The organism is Kribbella sp. NPDC050241 (assembly GCF_044459685.1).
GTDB lineage: Bacteria > Actinomycetota > Actinomycetes > Propionibacteriales > Kribbellaceae > Kribbella.
The window spans coordinates 166,151-191,708 of sequence record NZ_JBITJE010000004.1; the positions used below are offsets into that span (position 1 = coordinate 166,151).

Consider the following 25,558-nt stretch of genomic DNA (forward strand, 5'->3'; position numbering starts at 1 on the left):
CAAGGCCAAATCGTGAGCAAACTCAGCCCATTGAGCGGGTTCCCCGAATTCCTTCCGCAGGACCGGATTGTCGAGCAGCAGTTCCTCGACGTGATCCGGGAGACGTTCGAGCTGCACGGCTTCGCGTCGATCGAGACCCGCGCGGTCGAGCCGGTCGAGCGTTTGTCCAACCAGGGCGAGGATGCGGACAAGGAGATCTACGGCGTACGGCGCCTCGCCGCCGGAGCCGATGAGGACGCGGCGCTCGGTCTGCACTTCGACCTGACCGTGCCGTTCGCGCGGTACGTGCTGGAGCACAGCGGCAAGTTGGTCTTCCCGTTCCGCCGCTACCAGATCCAGAAGGTCTGGCGGGGTGAGCGCCCGCAGGAGGGCCGCTACCGCGAGTTCACCCAGGCGGACGTCGACATCATCGACTCCGGCGAGCTGCCGAACCACTACGAGGTCGAGCTCCCGCTGGTGATCGCGGACGCGCTGCGCCGGCTGCCGGTGCCGGAGTTCGTGATCAAGGTCAACAACCGCAAGATTCCCGAGGGCTTCTACCGCGGGCTCGGCCTGGACGACGTGACCTCGGTGCTGCGGATCGTCGACAAGATCGACAAGATCGGCCCGGAGAAGGTCGTCGAGCGGCTGATCGAGGCGGGTGCGACCGACAAGCAGGCCCGGCTCGCGGTGCAGCTGGCCGACATCTCCAGCACGGACACCTCCTTCGTGGATCAGGTTCGTGCGCTCGGCGTCGAGCACCCGACGCTGGACGAGGGTCTCGAGCAGCTGAGCCAGGTGATGGCCGCGGCCGCCGAGCACGCGCCCGGCCTGCTGATGGCCGACCTGCGGATCGCCCGTGGCCTGGACTACTACACCGGCGCGGTCTACGAGCTCTACCTGGTCGGCCAGGAGTCGTTCGGGTCGGTCGGTGGCGGTGGCCGGTACGACGCCCTCGCGTCCGACGGCAAGACGACGTACCCGGGTGTGGGGATCTCGATCGGTGTGTCCCGGCTGGTGCACCGGCTGGTCAGCCAGGGGCTGCTCAAGGGCACCCGCAGTACGCCGACCGCCGTACTGGTGGCCCTGACTGCGGAAGAGGACCGGGCCGAGGCCATGCGGACCGCGGCGACGCTGCGCGGCCGGGGGATCCCGGTCGAGGTGGCACCGGCCGCGGCGAAGTTCGGCAAGCAGATCCGGTTCGCGGACCGGCGGGGCATTCCGTTCGTCTGGTTCAAAGGCACAGCGGACGGTCCCGCTGAGGACTCCGTGAAGGACATCCGCAGCGGTGAGCAGGTGCCCGCCGACGCCGCGACCTGGACGCCGCCCGAGGCCGACATCCGACCCCGTATCGACACCACTACTCAGGAGAACTCGTGATCCGTACCCATTCCGCAGGCTCGTTGCGCGCCGAGCACACCGGGCAGACCGTGATCCTGGCGGGCTGGGTGGCGCGGCGACGCGATCACGGTGGCGTGGCCTTCATCGACCTGCGCGACTCGACCGGCACCGTGCAGGTGGTCATCCGCGACGAGGACGCCGCGCACGGCCTGCGCTCGGAGTACTGCCTGAAGATCGTCGGCGAGGTAGCCCTGCGCCCGGAGGGCAACGCGAACCCGAACCTCCCGACCGGCGAGATCGAGATCATCGCGACCGAGGTCGAGGTGCTGAACGAGGCCGCGCCGCTGCCGTTCCCGGTCGAGGAGCACCACGCGACGCCGGTGAACGAAGAGGTCCGGCTGAAGTACCGCTACCTCGACCTGCGCCGCCAGGGCCCCGGTACGGCGATCCGCCTGCGCAGCGAGGTCAACAAGGCGGCCCGGGAGGTCTTGGCCAAGCACGACTTCGTCGAGATCGAGACGCCGACGCTCACCCGCTCCACGCCGGAGGGCGCCCGCGACTTCCTGGTGCCCGCCCGCCTGCAGCCGGGCAGCTGGTACGCACTGCCGCAGTCGCCGCAGCTGTTCAAGCAGTTGCTGATGGTGGCCGGGATGGAGCGGTACTTCCAGATCGCCCGCTGCTACCGCGACGAGGACTTCCGCGCCGACCGGCAGCCGGAGTTCACCCAGCTCGACATCGAGATGAGCTTCGTCGACCAGGACGACATCATCGCGCTGTCCGAGGAGGTCCTGACCGCGCTCTGGAAGCTCGCCGGGTACGACGTCCAGACGCCGATCCCGCGGATGACGTACGCCGAGGCGATGGCGCGGTTCGGTAGCGACAAGCCGGATCTGCGGATGGGCCTGGAGCTGGTGGAGTGCACGGAGTACTTCAAGAACACGCCGTTCCGGGTGTTCCAGGCGCCGTACGTCGGTGCCGTCGTGATGCCCGGGGGAGCGGACCAGCCGCGCAAGCAGCTGGACGCGTGGCAGGACTGGGCCAAGCAGCGTGGAGCTCGCGGTCTGGCGTATGTGCTCGTTGGTCAGGACGGCGAGCTCGGCGGCCCGGTCGCCAAGAACCTGTCCGACGAGGAGCGCGCGGGCATCGCCGACCACGTTGGCGCGAAGCCGGGTGACTGCATCTTCTTCGCCGCCGGTCCGGTGAAGTCGTCGCGGGCGCTGCTCGGCGCGGCGCGGCTGGAGATCGGCCGCCGCGGTGGCCTGATCGACGAGTCGACGTGGTCGTTCGTGTGGGTCGTCGACGCGCCGCTGTTCGAGCCGGCCGATGAGGCGACCGCCGCCGGTGACGTCGCGGTCGGTTCCGGTGCCTGGACCGCGGTCCACCACGCCTTCACCTCGCCGAAGCCGGACTCGCTGCAGACCTTCGACACTGACCCGGGCTCGGCGCTGGCGTACGCGTACGACATCGTCTGCAACGGCAACGAGATCGGTGGTGGGTCGATCCGTATCCACCGCGAGGACGTGCAGAAGCGGGTCTTCAAGGTGATGGGCCTGACCGACGAGGAGGCTTCGGAGAAGTTCGGCTTCCTGCTCGACGCGTTCAAGTTCGGCGCGCCGCCGCACGGCGGGATCGCGTTCGGCTGGGACCGGATCACCGCGCTGCTGGCCGGCACCGAGTCGATCCGCGACGTGATCGCGTTCCCGAAGTCCGGCGGCGGGTACGACCCGCTGACCGCCGCGCCGGCGCCGATCACCGCCGCGCAGCGCAAGGAGGCCGGCGTCGACGCCACGCCGGGCAAGTCCGACGCTCCGGGCAGTGTCGGCGGCGGTAACGGCTGAACCGGTTTGGCAGTTCGTATACAGTCGACCTGGTGACCTCCAACCCGGTTCTTGTCGGAGACGGCCATCTGCCCCTGCGCGACGTGGTCGCGGCGGAACTGCGCCGGCTGATCCTGGACGGTTCACTGCAACCGGGCGAACGGCTCGTCGAGGATCGGCTGGCCCAGCAGCTCGGCGTTTCGCGCAACCCGATCCGGGAGGCGATGCGGGTGCTGGAGGCCGAGGGCTTTCTCGACGTGGTCGCCCGGCGCGGGGCGTTCGTGGCGAAGCTGTCGGCCCGCCAGGCCGACGACCTGTTCTATGTCCGGCTCGCACTGGAGCCGTTGGGAGCCCGCCTGGCCGCCTCGGTCGAGGAGCCGCCAACCGCTTTGCTGCAACGGGCCTGGGAGATCCTGGCCATGGTCCGCGACTCCGGGCCGGACCAGGATCTCGACACCCTGTCGACCCTGCACACCGAGCTGCACTCGCTGGTATTCGAGATGACCCGCAACAGCTACCTGATCGCCATCGCGATCCCGATGGTGAAGCGCGGCCAGTGGCTGCTCCGGCAGAGTGCGCCGCTGCAGAACCCGGCCGCGTGGACCGAGCATCACGGCCTGATCGAAGCCATCGAGGCCGGTGACGCCGACCTCGCCGAGGCGGCCGCCCGCCACCACGTGCTGAGCGTACGCAGTGCACTGCGGCCCCGGCTCGATCGCGCCTGAGCCCACCTCAGGCCGCAGCGACACCCGCAATCTGTATACGACGGCGATTTCGACGGTCTCCACTCGCGAGGACTGATTCCTCCGTCGGCCCCGGCCCATGGCCGGACGTTTTGCTGCCCTCCCTGCCGTGGAGCCCTGTGTTTCAAGGAAACAAGCGCAAGGTGGTCACCGCTCCACAACCGGAGACGAAACTGTCACGTGGCGGATCGGAAATGTGTCCGTAGCACAGGCCGTATACAACATACGGAAGAGCTTGGCCTGTCACCTCGAGGAGCACCTCTCATGGACCACCACCCCCATCGCTCCACCACCGCGGTCTCTACCGCCGGGGCCTCCACCACTGCGGCCTTGGGCACCGCCGTCCGCCGTCCGATCTCCCGCCGCCGGCTGCTGGGGCTGGGCGGCGGCCTCGCCGCCGGGGTCGGCCTTGCCTCGGTGCTGTCCGCCTGCAGCGCCGACGACGCCACCACGACCGCCGCGGTCTCGTCCAGCGGCGGGACGCTGACGATGGGCATCAACGCCACGCCCGACACACTCGACCCCGGAGCCACCGGTCTGGCGCTGACCCTGCTGATCTCGTTCGCGTTGTTCGACCCGCTGGTCTACTGGCTGCCCGACGGCAACGGCGGCAGCGTTTTCCATCCGGGCCTGGCCGAGTCCTGGACGATCTCGCCCGACGCCTCGGTCTACACCTTCAAGCTGCGCAAGGGCGTGACGTTCCACGACGGCACCCCGTTCAACGCCGCCGCGGTGAAGGCGACGTACGACCACGTGGTCGACCCGCGGACGAAGTCCAAGAGCGGGCTGGGGGCGCTCGGGCCGTACCGCGAGACGAAGGTGCTCGACGACTACACCGTGCAGATCGTCTTCACCGAGCCGAACGCGTCATTCCTGCACCAGCAGGCGGCCGGCAACTTCGGTATCTCGTCGCCGGCCGCGCTGACCAAGTACGGACCGACCGGCTTCGGCAACCACCCGGTCGGCACCGGGCCGTTCACGTTCGACAGCTACCAAACCGGCAGCCAGCTCACACTGCTGAAGAACCCGAAATACACCTGGGGGCCGAAGGCGCTCGGCGACGGGCCGGCCAAGCTCGACAAGCTGGTCTTCCGGATCGTCACCGACGACAGCGGCCGCTACAACGCGCTGCAGAGCGGTCAGCTGCAGATTGCCATGAACCTGCCGCCGAACAACATCTCCGCCGCCCAGAAGTCCGGCAGGTACCAGCAACTGGTGGTGCCCTCGATCGGTACTCCGCTCGGGATGCCGATCAACGTGGCCAAGCCGCCGACTGACGACCCGCTGGTCCGGCAGGCGATCCTGTCCGCGGTCGACCAGGACGCGATGGTCAAGAGCGTGCTGTACGACGTCTACAAGCCGGCCCACAATGTGCTGACCCCGATCACCCCCGGGTACAGCGAGGCGGCGAGCAAGACCTACTCGTACGACCCGGACAAGGCGGCAGCGCTGCTCGACCGGGCCGGCTGGTCCGTCGATGACGGCGGCACCCGGACAAAGAACGGCCAGAAGCTCAACCTGGACATCATCTTGTTCGGCGGGGGAGGCCTGGAGCTGCCGACCCAGTTCATCGTCTCGGAGCTGCAGAAGGTCGGCTTCAGCGCGACCACGTCGGTCCAGCCGTTCGCCACCGCGCAGGCCAGCTTCAACTCCGGCGTGCACAACCTCGGCTCGTTCGGTTACTACGGCGCCGACCCGTACCTGCTCAACATCTGGGTCAACTCCAACGCGATCGAGTCGGGCTTCAACTGGTCCCACTACAACAACCCGGCGATCGACAAGATGATCGCCCGGGCCAACGCCACCGCGGCCGAGGCCGCCCGAAACAACTTGTACCAGCAGGTCGGGACGAAGCTGATGCAAGACTCGATGTTCCTGCCTCTGTGGGATGTCGCGGGTGCGTTCACGCTCTCGCCGAAGGTGAAGAACCTGCACCAGACCCTCAACGGCTACCTGGCGTTCCACAGCGCCACCGTCGGCTGATGGCGCTGTTCGTCCTGCGCCGGCTCGGCGCGGCGGTCCCGGTCGTGCTGGGCATCACAGTGATCGCGTTCATCTTGGTGCACGTCGTTCCGGGCGACCCGGCCAAGGTGATCCTGTACGGCGCGAACGCCTCCCCGGAGCAGATCGCCGCGCTGCGCCAGCAGCTCGGGCTCGACCTCCCGCTGTGGCGCCAGTACGGCGCCTTCGCCGGCCAGCTGCTGCACGGCGACCTCGGCACGTCGTTCCTGACCCAGAACTCGGTGGCCTTCGAGCTGCTCTCCCGGGCTCCGAGCACGCTGGTCCTGACCGTGGCGTCGATGCTCGTGGCGGTGCTGATCGGGGTCCCGCTCGGTCTGGTCGCGGGGATGCGGCCCGGCTCGGCGCTCGACACGCTGGCTCGCTGGATCTCGTTCGCCGGGGTGGCGGTGCCGTACTTCTTCCTGGCCCTGCTGCTGGTGCTGGTGTTCAGCGTCAAGCTGCAGTGGTTCTCCGCGATCGACGACGGAACGGCGAAGGCCCTGGTGCTGCCGGCGGTCTCGCTCGGCTGGGGCTATGCCGCGATCCTGACCCGGCTGGTCCGCGGCCGGGTGATCGAGGAGCTGCGCAGCGACTACGTGAAGGCGGCCCGGGCCAGGGGCAGCGGCGACCTGCGCGTGCTGCTGCGGCAGGTGCTGCGCAACTCGTCGGTGCCGGCGGTCACCACCATCGGCCTGCAGTTCGGCAACATCCTGACCGGTGCCGCGATCACCGAGGTGATCTTCGGCCGCGCCGGGCTCGGCAGCTTCCTGGCCACCTCGATCACCAGCAAGAACATCCCGGTCGTGCAGGGCGCCGTCGTGGTGATCGGCGTCTCCTACGTCCTCATCAACCTCGGCGTCGACCTGCTCGTCGGTGCCATCGACCCCCGCACCCGGCAGGAGGCCCGAGGATGACGACCGACCCCCTGAGCCTGAGCCCGGCCGTCGTGCCGGGGCGGACGGCGATGCCCGCCACCGGCTCCGTCAAGGGGCTGAAGGCAACCATCGGACGTACCGGGCTGCTGCTGGCGGTGCTTCTCATCGGCATCCTCCTGGCCGCACCCGGCCTGCTGGCGCATGTCAGCCCGGTTGCCACCAGCGACGCGAACCTGCAAGGCCCCAGCGGGAGTCACCTGTTCGGCACCGACCTGCTCGGCCGCGACGTCTTCAGCCGGACCGTGTACGGCGCTCGCCCGGTGCTGCTGGCCAGCCTGCTCGGGGTTCTGCTTGCCACGGCGGCCGGTGTCGCCATCGGGGTTCTGGGCGGAGTCGCTCCGAGGCTGGTCAACGCAGTGGTGATGCGTCTGGTCGATGTGTTCCTGGCCCTCCCGGTGCTGCTGATCGCACTGATCCTGATCGCGACCGCCGGATCCGGCGTCCGCAGCATCGTGCTCGCCATCGGCATTGCCTTCACTCCCGGCTTCGCCCGCGTGGTGGAGTCCTCGGTCCGCCGCCTACGCAAGGCGGAGTACGTCGAGGCGGCGCGTGTCTTCGGGTCGACCACCATCCGCACGTCCTGGCGGCACCTGATCCCCAACCTGCTCACCGAGGTGGTCGTGCTCGGCAGCAGCGCGATCGGCTGGGGTGTGCTGACGGCGACGACGCTGAGCTTTCTCGGCCTCGGCGTCCGGCTGCCGGCACCCGACTGGGGGAGCGACTTGGCCGCCGGTGCGACGAACCTGGCCGACGCCTGGTGGCTCTCGACCTTTCCCGGCCTGGCCATCATGGCCACGATCCTGCTGGCCAACTTCGCCGGTGACCACCTCATGCGGGTGCTCGACCCGCGCGAGGGCGTGCGGTTCGGCCGCCTGTTCCGGCTGGTCGCCGCCCGGCGGTCCGCTACCCGCGACGGAAGGGACGACAGATGAGCCTGCTCGAGGTCAGCGGCCTACGGACCGAGATCGACACCCGGCAGGGCCGGATCCGTCCGGTCGACGGGGTGAGCTTCTCCGTCGAGGCGGGTCAGACCCTCGGCCTGGTCGGGGAGTCCGGGTGCGGCAAGACGATGACCGGCCTGTCGATCCTGCGGCTGCTGCCGCCCGGCGGAGCCGTCACCGGCGGGTCCGTCCGCCTTGACGGCGAGGAGCTGACCGGCTTGGACGAGCCCGCGATGCGCCGGTTGCGCGGTAGCCGGATGGCGATGATCTTCCAGGACCCGATGACCTCGCTGAACCCGGTCCGCACGATCGGCAGCCAGCTCCGCGAGGCGTACCGGATCCACGTCGGCGCCAGCCGGGCGGCGGCGACCGCGCGGGCCACCGAGGTGCTCGGACTGGTCGGCATGCCACGGCCACGGGAACGGCTGGGTGACTACCCGCACCAGCTGTCCGGCGGGATGCGGCAGCGGGTGATGATCGCGCTCGGCCTGATGTGCGAACCGAAGCTCCTGATCGCCGACGAACCGACCACTGCGCTCGACGTGTCGATCCAGGCGCAGATCCTGACCCTGATCGACGACCTGAAGTCGCAGCTGTCGATGGGAGTGCTGCTGGTCACGCACGACATGGGAGTGATCGCCGAGTACGCCGACCGGGTGGCGGTGATGTACGGCGGCCGGATGGTCGAGCAGGCCGGCGTCCAGCAGTTGTTCGAGGCACCCCGGCACCGCTACACGAAGGCGCTGCTCGCTGCGATGCCGACGCTGGAGCTGGACCGCGGCACAGAGTTGTCCACCATCCCCGGAGCACCGCCGAAGCTGCTGGACCTCGCGCCGCAGTGCCGCTTCGCGCCGCGGTGCGCCTTCGCGCAGGACGATTGCCGCGGTACGGACCCGGTCCTGGTAGAGGTGACACCGGGCAGCGATCACCTGCACGCGTGTTTCCATCCCACCGCGGAGTCCCCTGCGCGGTGGGAGCCGGAGGTACGGCGTGTGCGGAGCGGAGCCGAGCCGCGGACGAGTGAGACCCTGGTCCAGCTCTTCGACGTGCACAAGAGGTTCGGGCTGAAGTCGCAGCGGCCGTTCAGGCCCAGGCGGGCGGTGCACGCGGTGTCCGGGGTGACATTGAGCATCGGGGCCGGTGAGACACTCGGCATCGTGGGGGAGTCGGGCTGCGGCAAGACCACGATCGGCCGGATGCTGGTCGGGCTCGAACGTCCGAGCAGCGGCTCGGTCACCTTCGACGGCCGCGACCTGACCGCTCAGAGTCCGGCTGTACGACGGCGTCGCCGGCGGGACCTGCAGATGATGTTCCAGGACTCCGCGGCCGCCCTGGACCCGCGGATGACGGTCGCCGGACTGATCGAGGAACCACTGATCGCCCAGGGCGTCGGCACGCGCCGCGAGAGGCGCGACACCGTGCGCGAACTGCTGGACGCGGTGGGCCTACCGCCCGAGGCCGCGCAGCGCTACCCGCACGAGTTCTCCGGTGGGCAGCGGCAGCGGATCGCGATGGCCCGGGCGCTGGCGCTGCGCCCGCGGGTGATCGTGGCCGACGAGCCGGTGTCCGCGCTCGACGTCTCGGTCCAGGCGCAGATCCTGAACCTGATGCGCTCGCTGCAGGACCGGTACGGCCAGACGTACGTGGTGATCTCGCACGACCTGTCGCTGCTGAAGTACCTGGCCGACCGGATCGGCGTGATGTACCTCGGCCGGCTGGTCGAGCTGGGGCCGAGCGAGGACGTCTACGGTGCGCCTCGGCACCCGTACACCGCGGGACTGATCAAGGCGATCCCGTTGCCACCAGCTGCCAAGGCCGACCAGCCCGAGTCACGTCAGGAGCAGTCGGGACCGGTGCGGTCCGTGGGACTCGGCGGCGAGCTGCCGTCCGCGATCGATCCGCCGAGCGGTTGCCACTTCCGGACCCGTTGTCCACTGGCCACCGAGCGCTGCGCCACGGAAGCACCGGCGCTCACCGCCGGCGACGGCCTGCATGCGGTGGCCTGCCACCACCCCCTGACCACCGAACTCCTGACACCGGCGAGGTAGCGGATGACCATCCACGACACCACCCACAGACTCGACCCCACCCCGCGGACGACGGTCGACGTGTTCACCGCGGAACGTACACCGGTGCTGACCGTCGACCCGGGCGACACCCTCGTCGTACGGTCGCTGGACGCCTCCGGCTACCTCGAGCCGCAGACCACGCCCGGGGAGAAGCAGCCGACGATGTTCGCCGAGTCGCGCGGGCACTGCCTGACCGGCCCGATCGCGGTGCGGGGTGCGCGGCCGGGCGACCTGCTGGCAGTGCGGCTCCTGTCGCTGACCCCGGATCCGTGGGGCTGGACCGTCGCCGGTGCGCTCGAGTCCCCGATCACCGAACGACTCGGGATCACCGGGCAGCCGCCGTCCTGGCTGCTGTGGGATCTGGACGCCGAGGCCGGCACGGGGACCTGCAACGCCGGCTTCAGCCGGCAACTGGCGCCCTTTCTGGGCGTGATCGGCGTTGCTCCGCGGGCCACCGGCGAGCACTCGACCATCCCGCCCCGCACGGTCGGTGGCGGCAACATCGACTGCAAGGAACTCGTCGCCGGGTCGACGCTCTACCTGCCGCTCGCCGTCGCCGAGGCGATGCTCAGCCTCGGCGACGGGCACGCGGCCCAGGGCGACGGCGAGGTCGGCGGGACCGCTATCGAGTGCCCGATGACCACCACCTTGGCGCTGGACCTGGTCCGCGAGCCGCCGCCGCTGCGGTCGATCCACGCGGAAACCCCGGCGGGACGGATCACCTTCGGATTCGACCCCGATCTCGACGTCGCGATGGGCGACGCGCTGGACGCGATGGTGTGCTGGCTGGAGGTGATCCTCGACGTGGACAAGAGCACCGCCCTGGCCCTTGCCAGCACCGCCGTCGATCTCAGGATCACCCAGGTCGCGAACCAGACTTGGGGCGTGCATGCCGTGCTGCCGACCGGAGTACTGGTGTGATGGCCTGGCCGGTGGAGACCGGGGTGTTCGCGCTGGGGGACCTGCCGGTGGAACGCGGCGGCGTGATCCGCGACGCCGGGCTGGCCTGGCAGACGCACGGCACGCTGGCGCCGAGCCGGGACAACGTGATCGTCTATCCCTGCAGCTACGGCGCGACGCACGAGACGCAGGACTGGCTGATCGGGCCCGACGGGGTGCTCGACCCGGAGCGCTGGTTCGTGGTGATTCCGGACATGTTCGGCAACGGGTTGTCGTCGAGCCCGTCCACCGACCCGGACTACCCCCCGCTGGTGACGATGGCGGACAACGTGCACGCGCAGTACCGGCTACTCACCGAGGCGTTCGGCATCACCCAGGCGCACGCGGCGTACGGGTTCTCGATGGGCGCCGGCCAGGCCTACCACTGGGCGGCGCTCTACCCGGACTTCGTCCAGCGGGCGATCGTCGTGTGCGGCAGCGCCCGTACGTCGCTGCACAACCGGGTCTTCTTGTCCGGGCTGCTCCGCATCCTGGAGGCGGCGCCGGAACACCTCGGCGACGGGCGGTTCGGCGCGGAGCCGGTCGCGGCGAAGAGGGCCTTCGCGCACGTGTACGCCGGCTGGGGGCTGAGCCAGGACTTCTATCGCGCCCGGCTGTTCGAGACCCTCGGCTTCGCCGACCTGGACACCTTCCTGCAGGTTGACTGGGTCGACCGGTTCGCGGAGGGACGCGCGGCCGATCAGTACGCCCAGGCCCTGACCTGGCTGGCGGCCGACATCAGCACACCGTACGACAGTGACCTGGACGCCGCGCTGGCGGCGATCACCGCCCGGGTCCTGCTGGTGCCTTCGGCAACCGATCTCTACTTCCGGACGGCGGACAACGAGCTGGAGCTGGCCGCGTTGCGCAAGGCGGAGCTGGCCGAGATCCCGAGCGTGTGGGGTCACCGGGCCGGATCACCGCGCGACATCCCGGACGACCTCGCCTTCCTCCGCCGGCACGTACGCGGCTGGCTCGCCGACTGAAAGGACCACCATGAGCATCGCCGACTCGTCTTACCGCATCCTGCCGCCCACGCTGGACGGGCGGATCCCGTTCGCCGACGGTGAGACCTGGTTCCGCGTCACCGGTGACCTGTCCAGTGGCGTTACGCCGCTGGTCGTCGCGCACGGCGGTCCCGGCGCCACGCACCAGTATCTGCTGTCGCTGACCGCGTTTGCGGATCCAGATGGGCCTGCGCGGCCGGTCGTGCACTACGACCAGTTGGGCTGCGGGAACTCGACGCACTTGCCCGACGCCGACCCGTCGTACTGGACCGTCGAACTGTTTCTGACCGAGCTGGAGAACCTGGTCGCGCTGCTCGGGATCGCCGACAACTACCACTTGCTGGGACAGTCGTGGGGCGGCATGCTCGCCGCGGAACACGCCGTACGGCGTCCCGCCGGGCTGAGACGGCTCGTCATCGCGAACTCGCCGGCGTCGATGCCGCTGTGGCTGGAGGCGGCCGCCTCATTGCGGGCCGGACTCCCTCCGGTGATCGACCAGACCCTCCGGTCGCACGAGGAGGCCGGGACCACGGACTCCCCGGAGTACGAGGCCGCGATGACGACGTTCTACGACCGGCACGTCTGCCGGGTGGTGCCGAACCCGCCCGAGGTGCGCGCGGCGTTCGCGGCACTGGAGGAGGACCCGACGGTCTACCACACGATGAACGGGCCGAGTGAGTTCCACGTGGTCGGCAGTCTGCGCGACTGGAGCATCGTGGACCGGCTGGCGAACATCGACGTGCCGACGCTGGTGATCTCAGGGGTGTACGACGAGGCGGCACCGGTCACCGTGATTCCGTACGCGAAGCTGATCCCGGACGTCCGCTGGGAAGTGTTCGAGTACTCCAGCCACATGCCGCACATCGAGGAGCACAGCCGGTACGTCTCGATGGTCGAGTCCTTCCTGCGCGGCCGGGACTGACTCGAGAGGCTTGAGCTCGACCGGAGTTGGGAGGAAACTGGCGGCGATCGGCTACCCGGCCGGCGCGCAGGACCAGCGGCGCTGCGACTCGTTCAAGAACGCGATCCGCTACCTCACCGGCTCCGTCCCGGGCGGCGGCCTCGGCTAAGGGCGGCGCGCTCGGACCCAGGTCTTGTCGGGGGTGAGGTAGTCGGCCAGTGTCAGCCCAGCTTCGGTCAGCTGGGCTGACAGTTGGTCGTCGGTGAGGTTCTGGGTCAGGATCCGCTGCGACCACGAGCGGTCGCCGATGGTGTGGGTCAGCGTTGCCGCCTGGCGGTTGCCGGGGAGTTCCTCGACGTCGGAGACGACCAGGCGGCGGTGCTCGTTCTCCATCACGGTGGTACCACGAATCATCCCGGGGATCTGCTGCTGGAGCAGAACGGCGCCGCCGGGGCGGACGTGGTGGGCGCAGGTGCGCAGCAGACGCAGGCGTTCCTCGTCGTCGGCGACGTTGATCAGATAGGACATCATCAGGACCACGTCGAAGTGGCGGTCCAGCCGGAGGTCGCCGATCGTCGAGCAGATCGTCTCGGTCTCGGTCACACGCGCGACCATGTCCGGCGACTCGTCGACTGCGACCACCTGATGCCCGAGGGCGAGCAGTGGCCGGGTGATCCGCCCGGTGCCGCAGCCGAGCTCGAGGATGCTGCTGCCCGGCTCCATCGCGGCGTTGATCAATTCGTCCTCACCGTGCGCCGGTGTGGCCTCGTAGAGTTCTATTGCACTGCCGTCCGGTGTGTGCGGCCCAGGTCCGGTCCCACCTTGTCCGACTCTCATGCAGGCCAGCTTCACGAATCGGCCGGCAGTCTCCAAACCTTCGGTCCACACCGAAAGAAGGGGGAGCGATGCGGCCCGTCGTACCGGTGTAGCTGCTGGCGCATCTGCGCCGTGCCCGGGATGTTGCCGATCGCAACTACGCCGAGCCGCTCGACCTGGCTGGGCTGGCGGCCGCCGCAGGCGTGTCGAAGTACCACTTCTTGCGGTGTTTCGCGGCCGAGTACGGCGAGACGCCGATGCAGTACGTCACCCGCCGGCGGATCGAGCGGGCCACCGATCTGTTGCGGGCGACCAACCTGACCGTGACCGAGGTGTGCGGCCTGGTCGGGTACAGCAGCCTGGGTTCGTTCTCGCAGCGGTTCACCGAGCTGGTCGGGATGACGCCGACGCAGTACCAGCGGACCCGGACGGGTCCGCGGATCCCGGGCTGCTTCGTGTTCATGCTCGGACTGAACTCCGCAATTCCGGAGAAGCACGCCGGGGCTGCCGAGGCCTACCGTCGTACCAACGACGAGGAGGAACAGTGATCACCAACGTCAGTTTGGTCACGGTCTACGTCAATGACATCGACGAGGCGAAGGCGTTCTACACCGACAAGCTCGGGTTCGTGGTGGGGGACGACATCACGCTCAGCGAGGACTTCCGGTGGTGCACGGTGCACCAGGCCGACCACCCCGAGCTCGAGCTGGCGCTGATGCTGCCCGGGCCGCCGATGGACTCCGAGTCCGCGGATTCGATCCGCCGGATCATGGCCAAGGGCTCCATGCACGGGTTCGGCATGGCGACCGACGACTGCCACAAGACCTTCGCCGAGCTGGTTGCCAAGGGCGTCGAGTACATCCAGGAGCCGTCCGATCGCCCGTACGGCGTGGAGGCGGTGCTGCGCGACAACTCCGGCAACTGGCTGGTCCTGGTCGAGCAGAGGCCCTACACCGCGACGGACTTCGCTTGACCTCGAGTCTTTGTATCAATACATTTGATACAAAGACTCGAGGGAGCTGCAGATGATCATCACGGTCGACCCGGGCGCGGCCAAACCGCCGTACGAACAGGTGAAGGACCAGATCGACGGGCTGATCCGGGCCGGTCAGCTGGCGCAGGGCACGCGGTTGCCGACGGTCCGGCAGTTGGCGGGGGATCTTGGGTTGGCGGTGAACACGGTGGCGCGGGCGTACAAGGAGCTCGAGGCCGATCGTCTGGTCGAGACCCGCGGGCGGAACGGGACGTTCGTGCTCGCCTCCCGCAGCCGAGTCGACGACGAAGAAACCCGCGCCGCCGCCACCGTCTTCGCCCGAGCCGCCCACCGAGCCGGCCTCAGCCAGGCCGAAGCCACCGAAATCCTCCATCGAGCCTGGTAAACGGACCGTCGCAGTCGCGGATGTGGCAGTGTGGAGGTATGGGTGGGGGTGGGCTGGGTACCGTGGGTGCCGCAGTTCCCGGAGTGCAGGAGCGGAAGGCCGATGGCCGAGCCGCCCGTCGGCGGGTGTCGCGTCGTTCGCACGGTGACTGGGAACCGGCGCTCGATCGGCCGGATCCGCTCGACATTCTTCAGGCCCAGGCCGCTACCCGGGATCCGGTGCTGGTTCCGGTGCGTTACGGCAGGATGCTGGCCTCGCCGTTCGCGTTCTTCCGCGGCGGCCCGGCGATCATGGCGAACGACCTGGCCGGTACGCCGAGCAGCGGCATCACCGTCCAGGTGTGCGGCGACGCCCACCTGGTCAACTTCGGCTTGTTCGGAACACCGGAGCGCGACCTCGTCTTCGACGTCAACGACTTCGACGAAACCCTGCCCGGCCCGTGGGAATGGGACATGAAACGGCTTGCGGCCAGCGTCGCCGTCGCCGCCCGGCAGAACGGCTTCACGCTGAAGCAGCAGCGCCAAGCGGCTCGCGACACGGTCCGCGAGTACCGCGAAGCCATGATCACGTTCGCCGAGCTGGCGACCCTCGACCTGTGGTACCTGCACCTGTCGTCCGCGCAGCTGAGCGACATCATCGGCCGCCTCGAAACGGAGTTCGGGACCACGGCGCCGAAGTTGACCCCCGCCAGGCTGGACAAGGTGTTCGCCAAGGCGAAGTCGCACGACAACCTGCGTGCGTTCGCCAAGCTCTGCGTGCGCAGCGGCGCCGGGGTACAGCTGGCCAGCCACCCGCCGCTACTCGTCCCGATCCGCCAGTTGTTCGCCGCGGTGGACGCAGACCGAGTCGCTGCCGGCATTCGGGAGGCCGTCGACGACTACCGGCACACGCTCGCCGACGACCGCCGAGCTCTGTTCGACCAGTTCGAGATCGTCGACATGGCGCGCAAGGTTGTCGGTGTCGGCAGCGTGGGCACCCGCTGCTACGTCGTACTGCTCCGCGGCAAGGGAGCCCATGACGTGCTGTTCCTCCAGGTCAAGCAAGCCGAGGCCAGCGTCCTGGAGCCGTACGTCGCCGCCAGCGAGTTCCCGCACCACGGCCGGCGCGTGGTCGACGGACAACGGCTCCTGCAGTCCCTTCCCGATATCTTCCTGGGCTGGACGACCGGACCGCGGGGCTTCGACTACTACGTGCGCCAACTGTGGGACATGAAAGGCTCGATCGACCCCGCCAAGCTCACTCCCGGCGGCCTCGGCGTGTACGGCGGGATGTGCGGCTGGACCCTCGCCCGCGCCCACGGCCGGGGAGGCGACGAGATCGCCATCGCCGGCTACCTCGGCAAGTCCGAGGTCTTCGACGAGGCCATCGCCGACTTCGCCCTCACCTACGCCGACATCAACGCCCGCGACCACAACCGCCTCGCCGCCGCAGTAGACGCCGGCACCATCCCCACCACCCCCGAAACCTGAGGTGTGCAGGTACCCGCCGCCGATGGCAGTAGCGACCAGATCATCTCCGACGACTCAGCAGGCGACTTCGAGCCTGCACTCACCGCCTCCTGGACGGTCGTAGTCGTGCTGGCGGCCGGCCTGCTGATCGGGGGAGCGGCGGCGTACGGGTACGCGCGTGCGGCGATCATCGGAACCTTTTCGTCGCTGGGTGCACTTTTGTTTCCGAAGATCGTTCGGGCGATCGTCTCGTGGGGCGGTGGGGCGGTGGGGCGGTCGGGCGGGTGCCAGGGCGCGGGCGGTAGGCCGCGAGGTGCGGGCGATGAGCCCGCGGGTGGCCGGCGGTCGCCGGCAAGGGAGTACCGGCGATGAGCCGGGGTGGGTGGGAGCGCGCAGCGGGCGCGACGGAGGAGCGACCGCGGTAGCACGCGTGGAGAAACACGGTCTCTCGGAAACGATTCCAGATTCTTGCGGGAACGGTGTAGTGAGCTCTGTACACAGTGTCGTGGGGTTGCTACTGTCCCGCCTGATTTGACATCGATGTCAACGACAGGGAGTGGTCACGATGGTGTCGAGGCGAACGTTCCTGGCGGGCAGCGGTGCAGTGACCGCGGGTGGGTTCGGACTGGTTCCGGCCCTCGCATCCAGCGCACATGCTGCGACTTCATCGACGTCCGGCAGCCCCGCTCGGCTGCTGCCGGTGTTCAGCCGCCCGAAACACCTGGATTACGGCGACGTCAGCAAACTCAGCGGTGGTGACCAGACATTGCTGACAACGTTGCAAGGCGTCGTCAACCGTACCGAGCCCGAGCTGTACTTCCTTTACGACACGGGCACCATGAGCACGCCGGACGCCAAGTGGCTGACCGACATGCGCTTGCCCACCAAGCTGTACAAGAACCCGCTGGACCTGGTCGCCAAGTACCGCAGCCGCGTCCGCGGTGCGATCGTGTACGACCCCGCCGTACCCGACTCGCTCAACGTCGCCACAACCCTGGCCGGCTTGGAGAATGCCGTCGTCGCCGACGCGGACCAGGTCAACGCGCACGGGCTGCGGATCGTGAAGGACCTGCGCGGGATGTTCGACGAGGACCGGGTGAAGACCTACCGGTGGCAGCTCGACAACCTGTTCCCGCGGGTCACCCACAAGCTGCTCGCCGGTCTGCCACCGACCAGGGTGGTCCCGGTCGAGAACGTCCAGTGGACGGAGATCGCCCGCGAGACCGAGCAGATCCGGGACTCGTCGAACAAGGGCAACTACGACCTCGACGTCTCGGCCAAGCTCGGCAAGGAGGCCGTGTTCGTCCGGTTCCAGGACTCGTTCACCGACGACGGCTGGGGCCCGTCGGTCTCCGAGGTCACGGTCAAGGCGAACGGCACCGAGATCGCGCACTTCCTGCCCGGTACGCCGGAGGAGGAGCCGTACCTGTTCGACGGTGTCAACTCGTCGATCGGCGGGGACGCCAACCGCTTCAGCGACGGCGGCGGCTACTTCATCTACCGGTTCGAACCACCGGCCGGTACGACGTCCCTGGTGGTGACCGTGACGATGTGGAACCAGTACCTGGTCACGGCCACCGACACTTCGCCCACCCGCATCGAGCCGTTCCCGTACTTCCGCGACTACGTGGTGGCCACCAAAGCCCTGGTGAGCTGGCTGCCACCGGCCGGTGAGACCGGTGAACTGCTCATCGAGCACTTCGCCAAGTGGCCGACGCTCGCGCCGTACATGGGCTGGTTCGCCAACGACGTGTCGGGTGAGTGGGACGGCGTCGACCTCGCCTCGCAAGGTGGTTCGCCCGTCATCGCGGCGGACTTCTACATGAACGGCACCGTGCACTCCGGGTTCACGGCGCCGATCTCGGACAAGGTCCGGCCGATCCGGCGGATCAGCAAGCCGCAGAACAAGGTCTACCTGACACTGACGTTCGGTGAGGGCGACAACATCCAGTACTGCCAGCGCCACATGCGTGACCTGTGGGACGACCCGAAGCGGGGCGAGGCGCCGGCCAACTGGACGATCAGCCCGCTGCTCGCAGAGACCGGGCCCGGGTTGTTCAGCTACTTCCAGCGGACCGCGACCGCCAACGACCTCCTGGTCTGCGGCCCGTCGGGCGCGGGCTACACCTACCCGGGATCATGGGCGGCCGATCAGTTCCCGCAGTACCTGCAGCTGACCGGCTCGATGCTGCGGACCACCGGGATGGACCTGGTGTACTCGTACAGCAGCCGCGAGAACGACAAGTGGATCCTGCTCTCGGAGGAGATCGCCAGTGGATTCGCGAAGTACACCCCGCTGAAGGGGATCATGCAGACCTGGGACGGCGATCTGCTGGCGGTCCGTCAGGGCGGTCTGCCGATCGTCGGGCAGTGGGGTGCACCGGGCAAGGCAGGGGAGTACAAGGCCGCGCTGGACGCCCGGGTCGCCCAGTGGGACGGCGCGAGTCCGCTGTTCATCTCCGGCGGGATCAACGCGTGGTCGTGGACCCCGTCGGACATTTCGGAGTTGGCCGCTCTGCTCGGCGATCCGTACGAACTGGTTCTGGCGAACGCCTTCTTCGACCTGCTCAACCGCGTGCTGGTGTAGCCGAACGCGACGCGGTCGCCCGGGAGGAGAATCCGGGCGACCGCTGGGGTGGGGGTCTGTTACCAGTGGTGTGCGACGTCGAGCACGACTCGGGTGCTGGACCCGGGACCGGCCAGCGTGAAGACGCGGAACGGGAGCCTGGCGCGGACGCCGACGCCGATCGTGGTCTGCCCCTCGAAGCTGCCGGCGATCGCGACCTGGCGGAAGGTGCTGTAGCCCGCCACGTCGGACAGCTCGCGTGGCTTGGCCGGGGTGTACGTCGGACGACCGGCTGCGTCGTACGCCGGAGCGCGGACGACGAACTGCAGCTTCGCGCCACCGCGCAGCGGGACGAGGGCGCCCTCGCCGTCGGTGTAGACGTTCGGGACGTAGCGGACGTCGTACCCGGCCACGCGGCCGCGGATGTCGACGACGAGCCGGTCGTAGCAGGCGTGCCGTCCGGTGCGGACGGCGGTGACAGGTGCCTGCGTCATCCTGCTGTTTGCCTCGGGCAACGATCCCCAGCCGCTCGGGCAGGACGGGAGCGCGACGGCTGCGGCCGAGGTGGTGCGGGGGGCGGAGGCCGAGTTGATGACGGCGGGTGCGGCGATCGCGGCCGCGGGGATCGCCATGACGGCGACTGCGGCAAGGATCGTCTTGCGAGTGATGCGGTGGATGTTCATGATGTGTTCCCCCCTTTGAGGACACTTACTTGGACGAGACCAGTGGCCAACTGGTTGGCTTTCGAGCCTGGTGATTTCAGGTAGTCGATCGGGCACTATGTGCGGATGACCCCCGATGAGCTGCTCGACGTGTTCCACCGCCGGATCCGCCTGCCGGACGCGGACACCATCCCCGGCTGGAAACAGGAGCACGACGGTCTGGTGCACCGGTCGTACGTCGAGGGGCCGGACGGGGCCGGGTTCGTCGAGACGCCGCGCGGCCTGGGCGAGGATCCGGACGCGGTGATCGCCGGCCAGGTGGAGTTCTTCCGCGAGCGCGGCCTGCCGTTCGAGTGGAAGACGTACGCGTACGACGAGCCGGCCGACCTCGGTGACCGGCTGGCCCGGGCAGGGTTCGTCAAGGGTGAGCCGGAGACGCTCATCCTCGGCGAGGTGGACCGGGTCCTGCAGTGGCCGTCCGCGTTGCCGTCGAAGGTGCGGTTGCGGGAGGCCGACGGTCCGGGCGACTACCACCGGATCGCGGTACTGATGGACACGCTGTGGCACAACGGGCTCGAGCGGATCGAGGAGCGGCTCGCGGCCGAGGCGCGGATGTTCCCGGATCGGTTGTCGGTGTTCCTGGTCGAGGACGCCCTGAAGGGTCCGGACGGGCCGGCGCTGACCGCGGCGTGGGTTCGGTTCCATCCGGGCACCGGGTTCGCCAGCCTCTGGGGCGGCGGGACCTTGCCGGAGTGGCGACGGCAGGGGCTGTACAGCGCGGTCCTCGCGCACCGGGCGCGGCTGGCGAAGGAGCGCGGCTACGAATTCCTGCGGGTGGACGCGTCCGAGGACTCCCGCCCGATCCTGCAGAAGCTGGGTCTGTACGGCGTCACGACCACCACGCCGTACGAGTGGGAACCAGGTAGCTGACGGCGCCGGGAGCTGACACCCGGGGGTGTGCTACGGAACGACCGCGCGACGCTGTACGTTGCGGTCATCATGGCACTGAAAATCGCGTCACGCTTCCGCCGGCTGCTGCAGCGCCCCGGTTCGATCGATCTCGGCCCGTACGAGCGGCTCACCCAGCTGGTCGGTGAGGCGGAGGAGTCCGTCCTGGCTCTGACCGACGAGGAGCTCACCGAGGCGGTCGGCGAACTGCGGACGACCGGTGGCCTGCACGAGGACGAGCAGATCGAGTTCCTCGCGCTGGCCAGGGACGCGGGCAACCGGGCGATCGGCGAGCGGGCGTTCGACGGCCAGGTCGTCGGCGCGCTGGCGATGCTGCAGGGCCGCGTGGTGGAGATGGCCACCGGTGAGGGCAAGACGCTGGCCGGTGCGATCGCCGCCGCCGGATACGCGATCGGCGGCCGCAAGGTCCAGATCCTCGCGGTGAACGACTACCTGGCCCGCCGCGACGCCGACTGGATGGGCCCGGTGTACGAGCTGCTCGGGGTCACCGTGTCGCACATCGGCCAGGCGTCCACGCCGGACGAACGGCGTACGGCGTACGAGGCGGAGGTCTGCTACGTCCCGGTGAGCGAGGTCGGGTTCGACGTACTGCGGGACCGCCTCGTGAACGACGTGGCCGACCGGGTCACGGCCGAGCTGGACGTGGCGCTCGTGGACGAGGCCGACTCGGTGCTGATCGACGAGGCCCGGGTGCCACTGGTGCTCGCCGGTGCGACCCGGACCGAGGAGCTCGACGAGGACGTCGTCCAGCTGGTCCGGACGCTGCGCGCCGGGGTCGACTACGAGATCGACGGCGACGGCCGGACGGTAGCGCTGACGGACAAGGGCACCGACAAGGTCGAGGCGGCGCTCGAGGGGATCAACCTGTACGAGGACGACAACCTCGACCGGCTGACCCAGATCAACGTCGCGCTGCACGCCGAGGTGCTGCTGCGCAAGGACGTCGACTACCTGGTCCGCGACGGCAAGGTCAGCCTGATCAACAACAACCGCGGCCGGATCGCCAAGCTGCAGCGCTGGCCTGACGGCTTGCAGGCCGCGGTCGAGGCCAAGGAGGCCGTGCCGGTCAGCGACTCCGGTGAGGTGCTGGACAGCATCACCGTGCAGGCGCTGGTCAAGGGCTACAAGACTCTGTGCGGCATGACCGGTACGGCGGTTGTCGTCGGGGAGTCGCTGCAGGAGTTCTACGAGGTCGACGTGGCCGTCGTACCGCCGAACAAGCCGAACATCCGGGTCGACGATCCGGACCGGCTGTATCTGACGGTCGAGCAGAAGAACGTGGCGCTGGTCGAGCACATCGCCGAAGTACACGAGGCCGGCCGGCCGATCCTGATCGGCACCCACAGCGTGGAGGAGTCGGAGCAGCTGAGCGACCGGCTCGAGGCGGCCGAGATCCCGCATGTCGTACTGAACGCGAAGAACGACGCCGAGGAAGCGGCGATCATCGCCGAGGCCGGCGTACCCGGGACGGTGACCGTGTCCACCCAGATGGCGGGTCGCGGAACCGACATCCGGCTCGGCGGCCGGGACGAGTCGCACGACAAGGACAAGGCCATCGAGCTCGGCGGCCTGTACGTCGTCGGCACCGGCCTGCACGCGTCGCGACGGCTGGACGACCAGCTACGCGGCCGCGCCGGACGCCAGGGCGACCCGGGCGGATCGCTGTTCTTCGCCAGCCTCGCCGACGAGCTCGTCACCCGGTACTCCGTTTCGTCCGGTCTGCGGCCGCACCCCGACGACACCGGTCGGCTCACCGACCGCAAGTCGCTCGGCGTCCTCGAGCACGCGCAGCGGGTCGCGGACGGCGCCAACGCGGAACTGCACCGGACCACCTGGTCGTACCACCGGCTCACCGGGCAGCAGCGCGCCATCCTGCTCGACACCCGCGAGAAGGTGCTCACCGACGACCTCGCCGCGACGGAGCTGGCCGAGAAGGTCAAGGAGCGGTACGACGAACTCGTCGAAGAGGTCGGCGAGGACACGGTCAAGGACGCGGCCCGGCGGATCGCGCTGCACCACCTGGACCGGCGCTGGACCGACCACCTGGCGTACCTGGCCGACCTGCGCGAAGGCATCCACCTGCGGTCGCTGGCCGGCGGCATCGTGCACCTGAAGCCGATCGACGAGTTCAACAAGTCGGCGATCGCGTCGTTCGACACGCTGATCGCGGACTCGTGGACCGACGCAGTCGAGACGTTCAAGACGGCGGAGATCACGTCGGAGGGGCTGGACGAGGCGGCGTCGGGCGTGCCGCGGCCCACAGCGACCTGGACCTATCTGATCAACGACAACCCGTTCGGCACCGAGGCGGACCGGATCCTCGGGCGGCTTCGGAACGCGATCAAGCCCGAGTCGGTGGCTGAGGCCGAGGAGATCCTTCCGGAGGAGTTCGACGAGGACGAACTCCCGGAGGAGTTGCGGGACGCGGACGACGAGACCGATGACGACGACGAGCTTCCCGAGGAACTGCGGGACGCCGACGACGAGGAAGACCCCAAGGACAGCAAGAAGTAGCGGGCCCCCGACTTTGGTCTAGGGGGTGGTCCAAAGGGCTCGGTAGGGGCAGCCGTCGGCCCGATGCCGCGTGGTGGCCTCCTGGGCGAGTCTCGGGTCATGTCCTCCCGGTCCGGCCGCCCGTGGCTCCTCGTTCTCGATATCGCGATCCCAGTTGCGCTGTTCTACGGCCTGCGAGCTGCAGGCGTGAGCAACGTGACCGCGCTGCTGATCAGCACCGTGCCGGCGTTGGTCAGCTCGATTGCCTCGCTCGTACGCCAACGCCGTGCTGACCTGGTGGGTACGGCAGTGATCTTCAGCCTGGTCGGGAGCGCGGTCGTGGCGTGGCTGGGTGGGGATGCTCGCGTCCTGCTCGTGCGCGGGGCCTGGATCAGTCTTCCGTTCGCAGGCGTGACGCTGTGGTCGCTCAGGCATCCTCAGCCGCTCTGCTACACCTTCACCCGGGCGATCATGCCGAGGCGGGCGGCCATCATGGACCGCCTGTACGACGAGGACCCGCGCTTCCGGCTCGCCTGGCGGCGGATCACGGTGCTCTGGGGGATCTTCTCGATCGTCGACGCGGTGATCCGGGTCGTGCTCACGTACACGCTGCCGCTGTCCGTCGTACCGGCGCTGGAGCCGGTGATCACGGTGGCCACCATCGTGGCTCTGCAGATCCCGACCCATGTGCTGCTTCGGCGCAGCGGGACCATTCACCTGGTCTTCGGCCCGCGGCGATTCGTGGACCAGGCGGAGCGCTCCTGACCTCGACGGATCCGAGTGTCGGTGGGGTTCGTTAGGCTCAGGGCGTGAGTGACGGTCTGTTCGATCTGCCAGGTGCGCCTGCCCCTGCTCGTGGGGGTGGCAGCCTCGCCGACGTCGACCACACTGCCGCTCCGTTGGCCGTGCGGATGCGGCCGCGGAGTCTGGACGAGCTGGTGGGGCAGCAGCACTTGCTGGCCCCTGGGTCACCGCTGAGGCGGCTGGTCGAGGGTGACCAGCCGATGTCGCTGCTGCTCTGGGGTCCACCCGGCACAGGCAAGACGACGATCGCGGCGGTTGTGTCGCATCAGACCAACCGGAAGTTCGTCGAGCTGTCGGCTGTCACGGCGGGCGTGAAAGACGTCCGGCAGGTGATCGACGGCGCGCGCCGTGAGCTCTCCAAGCCCTCGGGGGTAGTGGAGACGGTGCTGTTCATCGACGAGGTGCACCGGTTCACGAAGGCGCAGCAGGACGCGCTGTTGCCAGGTGTCGAGAACCGTTGGGTGACGCTCGTCGCCGCGACCACGGAGAACCCGTTCTTCTCCGTCATCTCCCCGCTGCTGTCGAGGTCCTTGCTTCTCACCCTCGAGTCGCTCACCGACGACGACATCGCCGTACTGCTGGATCGGGCGCTGACCGACGAGCGCGGGCTGAATGCCGAGTTCGAGTTGGCCGAGGACTCGCGGGCGCACCTGCTCCGGATGGCTGGGGGAGATGCGCGCCGGGCGCTGACCTATCTGGAAGCTGCGGCCGGTGGTGCACGGGCCAAGGACGCCAAGGTCATCGACCTGAAGACGTTGGAGACGGCGGTCGATCGGGCCGCGGTGCGCTACGACCGGGCCGGGGATCAGCACTACGACGTGGCGTCGGCGTTGATCAAGTCGATCCGTGGTTCGGACGTGGACGCGGCGATGCACTACCTGGCCCGGATGATCGAGGCCGGGGAGGACCCGCGATTCATCGCGCGCCGGCTGGTGATCTCGGCCAGTGAGGATATCGGCATGGGCGACCCGACCGCGCTCGGTGTCGCGGTGGCCGCGGCCGACGCGGTGCAGTTGATCGGCATGCCCGAGGCGCGGATCAACCTTGCCCAGGCAGTGGTCGCGCTCGCCCTGGCGCCCAAGTCCAACGCGGTCATCATGGCCGTCGACGCCGCCATCGCGGATGTGAAGGCGGGCAAGGTCGGCCCGGTCCCTCCGCACCTGCGCGACGCCCACTACGCGGGGGCGAAGAAGATCGGCCACGGCAGCTCGTACCAGTACTCGCACGACGACCCGCGCGGCATCGTCCCGCAGCAGTACGCGCCGGACGTGATCGACGGCACCGACTACTACAAGCCCACCCGTCGTGGCGGTGAAGCGGCGTACGCGGACCGGGTCGCCAACATCCGCAAGATCCTGAGGGACCGCGAGTGAGCCGGACCACCGAGCACGTGGACGCCTTCAACCACGCCGTCACCAGCGGTGACTGGGACACGTTCGCCCAGCGTTTCGCCGCCGACGCCTGGATGTCCTTCGTAGGTGTCCCGGCCGGACCGTTCGAGGGCCGTACGGCGATCGCCGCGGCGTACCGGGAGAACCCGCCGACCGAGACGATGACTCTCGAAGGAGCGGACGGCGACACCGTGAAGTTCCGCTGGGCCGGCGGCGACACCGGCACCATGGACCTCACCTGGGCACCCGACGGAACCGTGCAGACACTCATCGTCAGCTTCGACTGAGTACGGCGGGGGCCTGCTCAAGCGGATGAACCAGGTCGGTAGGATTCCAGACGACCTGGGGGTGAAAGGC

24 protein-coding genes are annotated in these 25,558 nt (G+C 68.9%); 22 read left to right on the forward strand and 2 right to left on the reverse strand.

What is annotated here, in order from left to right; all coding sequences use genetic code 11:
- Window positions 1–12: 12 nt before the first annotated feature.
- From hisS to ACIBG5_RS21120, 11 genes are all read left to right on the forward strand, one after another.
- Window positions 13–1,359 carry a histidine--tRNA ligase gene (gene hisS, locus ACIBG5_RS21070; protein ID WP_396393173.1) on the forward strand — a complete coding sequence of 449 codons (1,347 nt, stop codon included), beginning with the start codon at window positions 13–15 and terminating at the stop codon, window positions 1,357–1,359.
- Window positions 1,356–3,158 (forward strand): aspartate--tRNA ligase, encoded by a 1,803-nt coding sequence (gene aspS, locus ACIBG5_RS21075; protein ID WP_396393174.1) that lies wholly within the window; start codon window positions 1,356–1,358, stop codon window positions 3,156–3,158. The genes hisS and aspS overlap by 4 nt, the downstream gene beginning before the upstream one ends.
- Before the next feature lie 32 nt (window positions 3,159–3,190).
- A complete protein-coding gene (locus ACIBG5_RS21080) occupies window positions 3,191–3,862 on the forward strand; it encodes a GntR family transcriptional regulator (protein ID WP_396393175.1) in 672 nt (223 codons plus the stop codon).
- 282 nt (window positions 3,863–4,144) lie between these two features.
- Window positions 4,145–5,863 (forward strand): ABC transporter substrate-binding protein, encoded by a 1,719-nt coding sequence (locus ACIBG5_RS21085; RefSeq protein ID WP_396393176.1) that lies wholly within the window; start codon window positions 4,145–4,147, stop codon window positions 5,861–5,863.
- On the forward strand, window positions 5,863–6,795 hold the full coding sequence (locus ACIBG5_RS21090; protein ID WP_396393177.1) for an ABC transporter permease: 933 nt from the start codon (window positions 5,863–5,865) through the stop codon (window positions 6,793–6,795). Before ACIBG5_RS21085 ends, ACIBG5_RS21090 begins: the two co-directional genes overlap by 1 nt.
- On the forward strand, window positions 6,792–7,748 hold the full coding sequence (locus tag ACIBG5_RS21095) for an ABC transporter permease (RefSeq protein ID WP_396393178.1): 957 nt from the start codon (window positions 6,792–6,794) through the stop codon (window positions 7,746–7,748). Before ACIBG5_RS21090 ends, ACIBG5_RS21095 begins: the two co-directional genes overlap by 4 nt.
- Window positions 7,745–9,805, forward strand: a complete 2,061-nt coding sequence (locus tag ACIBG5_RS21100; RefSeq protein WP_396393179.1) for a dipeptide ABC transporter ATP-binding protein — start codon at window positions 7,745–7,747, stop codon at window positions 9,803–9,805. The genes ACIBG5_RS21095 and ACIBG5_RS21100 overlap by 4 nt, the downstream gene beginning before the upstream one ends.
- A gap of 3 nt (window positions 9,806–9,808) precedes the next feature.
- Entirely contained in the window at window positions 9,809–10,747 is a 939-nt protein-coding gene (locus ACIBG5_RS21105; protein WP_396393180.1) for an acetamidase/formamidase family protein, read from the forward strand.
- Window positions 10,747–11,751 carry an alpha/beta fold hydrolase gene (locus ACIBG5_RS21110; protein ID WP_396393181.1) on the forward strand — a complete coding sequence of 335 codons (1,005 nt, stop codon included), beginning with the start codon at window positions 10,747–10,749 and terminating at the stop codon, window positions 11,749–11,751. Before ACIBG5_RS21105 ends, ACIBG5_RS21110 begins: the two co-directional genes overlap by 1 nt.
- Before the next feature lie 10 nt (window positions 11,752–11,761).
- Window positions 11,762–12,694, forward strand: a complete 933-nt coding sequence (locus tag ACIBG5_RS21115; protein WP_393382053.1) for a proline iminopeptidase-family hydrolase — start codon at window positions 11,762–11,764, stop codon at window positions 12,692–12,694.
- Between the two features lie 10 nt (window positions 12,695–12,704).
- Entirely contained in the window at window positions 12,705–12,842 is a 138-nt protein-coding gene (locus ACIBG5_RS21120) for a hypothetical protein (RefSeq protein WP_396393182.1), read from the forward strand.
- Here ACIBG5_RS21120 and ACIBG5_RS21125 read toward each other — a convergent pair.
- Window positions 12,839–13,510, reverse strand: coding sequence for a class I SAM-dependent methyltransferase (locus ACIBG5_RS21125; RefSeq protein WP_396393183.1), 672 nt, complete (start codon window positions 13,508–13,510; stop codon window positions 12,839–12,841). The genes ACIBG5_RS21120 and ACIBG5_RS21125 overlap by 4 nt on opposite strands.
- 104 nt (window positions 13,511–13,614) lie before the next feature.
- Between ACIBG5_RS21125 and ACIBG5_RS21130 the strand changes: the two genes are divergently transcribed.
- The 6 genes from ACIBG5_RS21130 (at window position 13,615) to ACIBG5_RS21155 (ending at window position 18,903) form a co-directional block, all read left to right on the forward strand.
- Window positions 13,615–14,037: a helix-turn-helix transcriptional regulator gene (locus ACIBG5_RS21130; RefSeq protein ID WP_396393627.1), complete on the forward strand. Its 423-nt coding sequence runs from the start codon at window positions 13,615–13,617 to the stop codon at window positions 14,035–14,037.
- Entirely contained in the window at window positions 14,034–14,462 is a 429-nt protein-coding gene (locus tag ACIBG5_RS21135; protein WP_396393184.1) for a VOC family protein, read from the forward strand. Before ACIBG5_RS21130 ends, ACIBG5_RS21135 begins: the two co-directional genes overlap by 4 nt.
- 52 nt (window positions 14,463–14,514) lie before the next feature.
- The gene (locus ACIBG5_RS21140; protein ID WP_360443925.1) at window positions 14,515–14,868 is read left to right on the forward strand and encodes a GntR family transcriptional regulator; all 354 of its coding nucleotides are present in this window, start codon (window positions 14,515–14,517) and stop codon (window positions 14,866–14,868) included.
- A gap of 62 nt (window positions 14,869–14,930) precedes the next feature.
- A complete protein-coding gene (locus ACIBG5_RS21145; protein WP_396393185.1) occupies window positions 14,931–16,337 on the forward strand; it encodes a DUF2252 domain-containing protein in 1,407 nt (468 codons plus the stop codon).
- A 3-nt stretch (window positions 16,338–16,340) separates the two neighbouring features.
- Complete coding sequence (locus tag ACIBG5_RS21150; RefSeq protein WP_396393186.1) at window positions 16,341–16,688, forward strand: hypothetical protein; 348 nt, start codon at window positions 16,341–16,343, stop codon at window positions 16,686–16,688.
- Window positions 16,689–16,881: 193 nt separating this feature from the next.
- The gene (locus ACIBG5_RS21155) at window positions 16,882–18,903 is read left to right on the forward strand and encodes a GxGYxYP domain-containing protein (RefSeq protein WP_396393187.1); all 2,022 of its coding nucleotides are present in this window, start codon (window positions 16,882–16,884) and stop codon (window positions 18,901–18,903) included.
- Between the two features lie 59 nt (window positions 18,904–18,962).
- On the opposite strand, the gene ACIBG5_RS21160 is transcribed toward ACIBG5_RS21155, so the two are convergent.
- A complete protein-coding gene (locus ACIBG5_RS21160; RefSeq protein ID WP_396393188.1) occupies window positions 18,963–19,565 on the reverse strand; it encodes a hypothetical protein in 603 nt (200 codons plus the stop codon).
- 105 nt (window positions 19,566–19,670) lie between these two features.
- Between ACIBG5_RS21160 and ACIBG5_RS21165 the strand changes: the two genes are divergently transcribed.
- From ACIBG5_RS21165 to ACIBG5_RS21185, 5 genes are all read left to right on the forward strand, one after another.
- Window positions 19,671–20,474, forward strand: coding sequence for a GNAT family N-acetyltransferase (locus ACIBG5_RS21165; RefSeq protein ID WP_396393189.1), 804 nt, complete (start codon window positions 19,671–19,673; stop codon window positions 20,472–20,474).
- A 69-nt stretch (window positions 20,475–20,543) separates the two neighbouring features.
- Window positions 20,544–23,027, forward strand: coding sequence for an accessory Sec system translocase SecA2 (secA2, locus tag ACIBG5_RS21170; RefSeq protein ID WP_396393190.1), 2,484 nt, complete (start codon window positions 20,544–20,546; stop codon window positions 23,025–23,027).
- A gap of 99 nt (window positions 23,028–23,126) precedes the next feature.
- Window positions 23,127–23,771, forward strand: a complete 645-nt coding sequence (locus ACIBG5_RS21175) for a VC0807 family protein (RefSeq protein WP_396393191.1) — start codon at window positions 23,127–23,129, stop codon at window positions 23,769–23,771.
- Between the two features lie 44 nt (window positions 23,772–23,815).
- The gene (locus ACIBG5_RS21180) at window positions 23,816–25,183 is read left to right on the forward strand and encodes a replication-associated recombination protein A (protein WP_396393192.1); all 1,368 of its coding nucleotides are present in this window, start codon (window positions 23,816–23,818) and stop codon (window positions 25,181–25,183) included.
- Window positions 25,180–25,488, forward strand: a complete 309-nt coding sequence (locus tag ACIBG5_RS21185; protein ID WP_396393193.1) for a nuclear transport factor 2 family protein — start codon at window positions 25,180–25,182, stop codon at window positions 25,486–25,488. The genes ACIBG5_RS21180 and ACIBG5_RS21185 overlap by 4 nt, the downstream gene beginning before the upstream one ends.
- The last annotated feature ends 70 nt before the right edge of the window (window positions 25,489–25,558 follow it).

Coding starts and splice junctions, on each gene's coding strand:
- ACIBG5_RS21085 (WP_396393176.1), top strand. CDS start 4,145: ATGGACCACCACCCCCATCGCTCCACCACCGCGGTCTCTACCGCCGGG.
- ACIBG5_RS21090 (WP_396393177.1), top strand. CDS start 5,863: ATGGCGCTGTTCGTCCTGCGCCGGCTCGGCGCGGCGGTCCCGGTCGTG.
- ACIBG5_RS21095 (WP_396393178.1), top strand. CDS start 6,792: ATGACGACCGACCCCCTGAGCCTGAGCCCGGCCGTCGTGCCGGGGCGG.
- ACIBG5_RS21100 (WP_396393179.1), top strand. CDS start 7,745: ATGAGCCTGCTCGAGGTCAGCGGCCTACGGACCGAGATCGACACCCGG.
- ACIBG5_RS21105 (WP_396393180.1), top strand. CDS start 9,809: ATGACCATCCACGACACCACCCACAGACTCGACCCCACCCCGCGGACG.
- ACIBG5_RS21110 (WP_396393181.1), top strand. CDS start 10,747: ATGGCCTGGCCGGTGGAGACCGGGGTGTTCGCGCTGGGGGACCTGCCG.
- ACIBG5_RS21115 (WP_393382053.1), top strand. CDS start 11,762: ATGAGCATCGCCGACTCGTCTTACCGCATCCTGCCGCCCACGCTGGAC.
- ACIBG5_RS21125 (WP_396393183.1), bottom strand. CDS start 13,510: ATGAGAGTCGGACAAGGTGGGACCGGACCTGGGCCGCACACACCGGAC.
- ACIBG5_RS21140 (WP_360443925.1), top strand. CDS start 14,515: ATGATCATCACGGTCGACCCGGGCGCGGCCAAACCGCCGTACGAACAG.
- ACIBG5_RS21155 (WP_396393187.1), top strand. CDS start 16,882: ATGGTGTCGAGGCGAACGTTCCTGGCGGGCAGCGGTGCAGTGACCGCG.
- ACIBG5_RS21160 (WP_396393188.1), bottom strand. CDS start 19,565: ATGAACATCCACCGCATCACTCGCAAGACGATCCTTGCCGCAGTCGCC.
- ACIBG5_RS21165 (WP_396393189.1), top strand. CDS start 19,671: ATGACCCCCGATGAGCTGCTCGACGTGTTCCACCGCCGGATCCGCCTG.
- secA2 (WP_396393190.1), top strand. CDS start 20,544: ATGGCACTGAAAATCGCGTCACGCTTCCGCCGGCTGCTGCAGCGCCCC.
- ACIBG5_RS21175 (WP_396393191.1), top strand. CDS start 23,127: ATGTCCTCCCGGTCCGGCCGCCCGTGGCTCCTCGTTCTCGATATCGCG.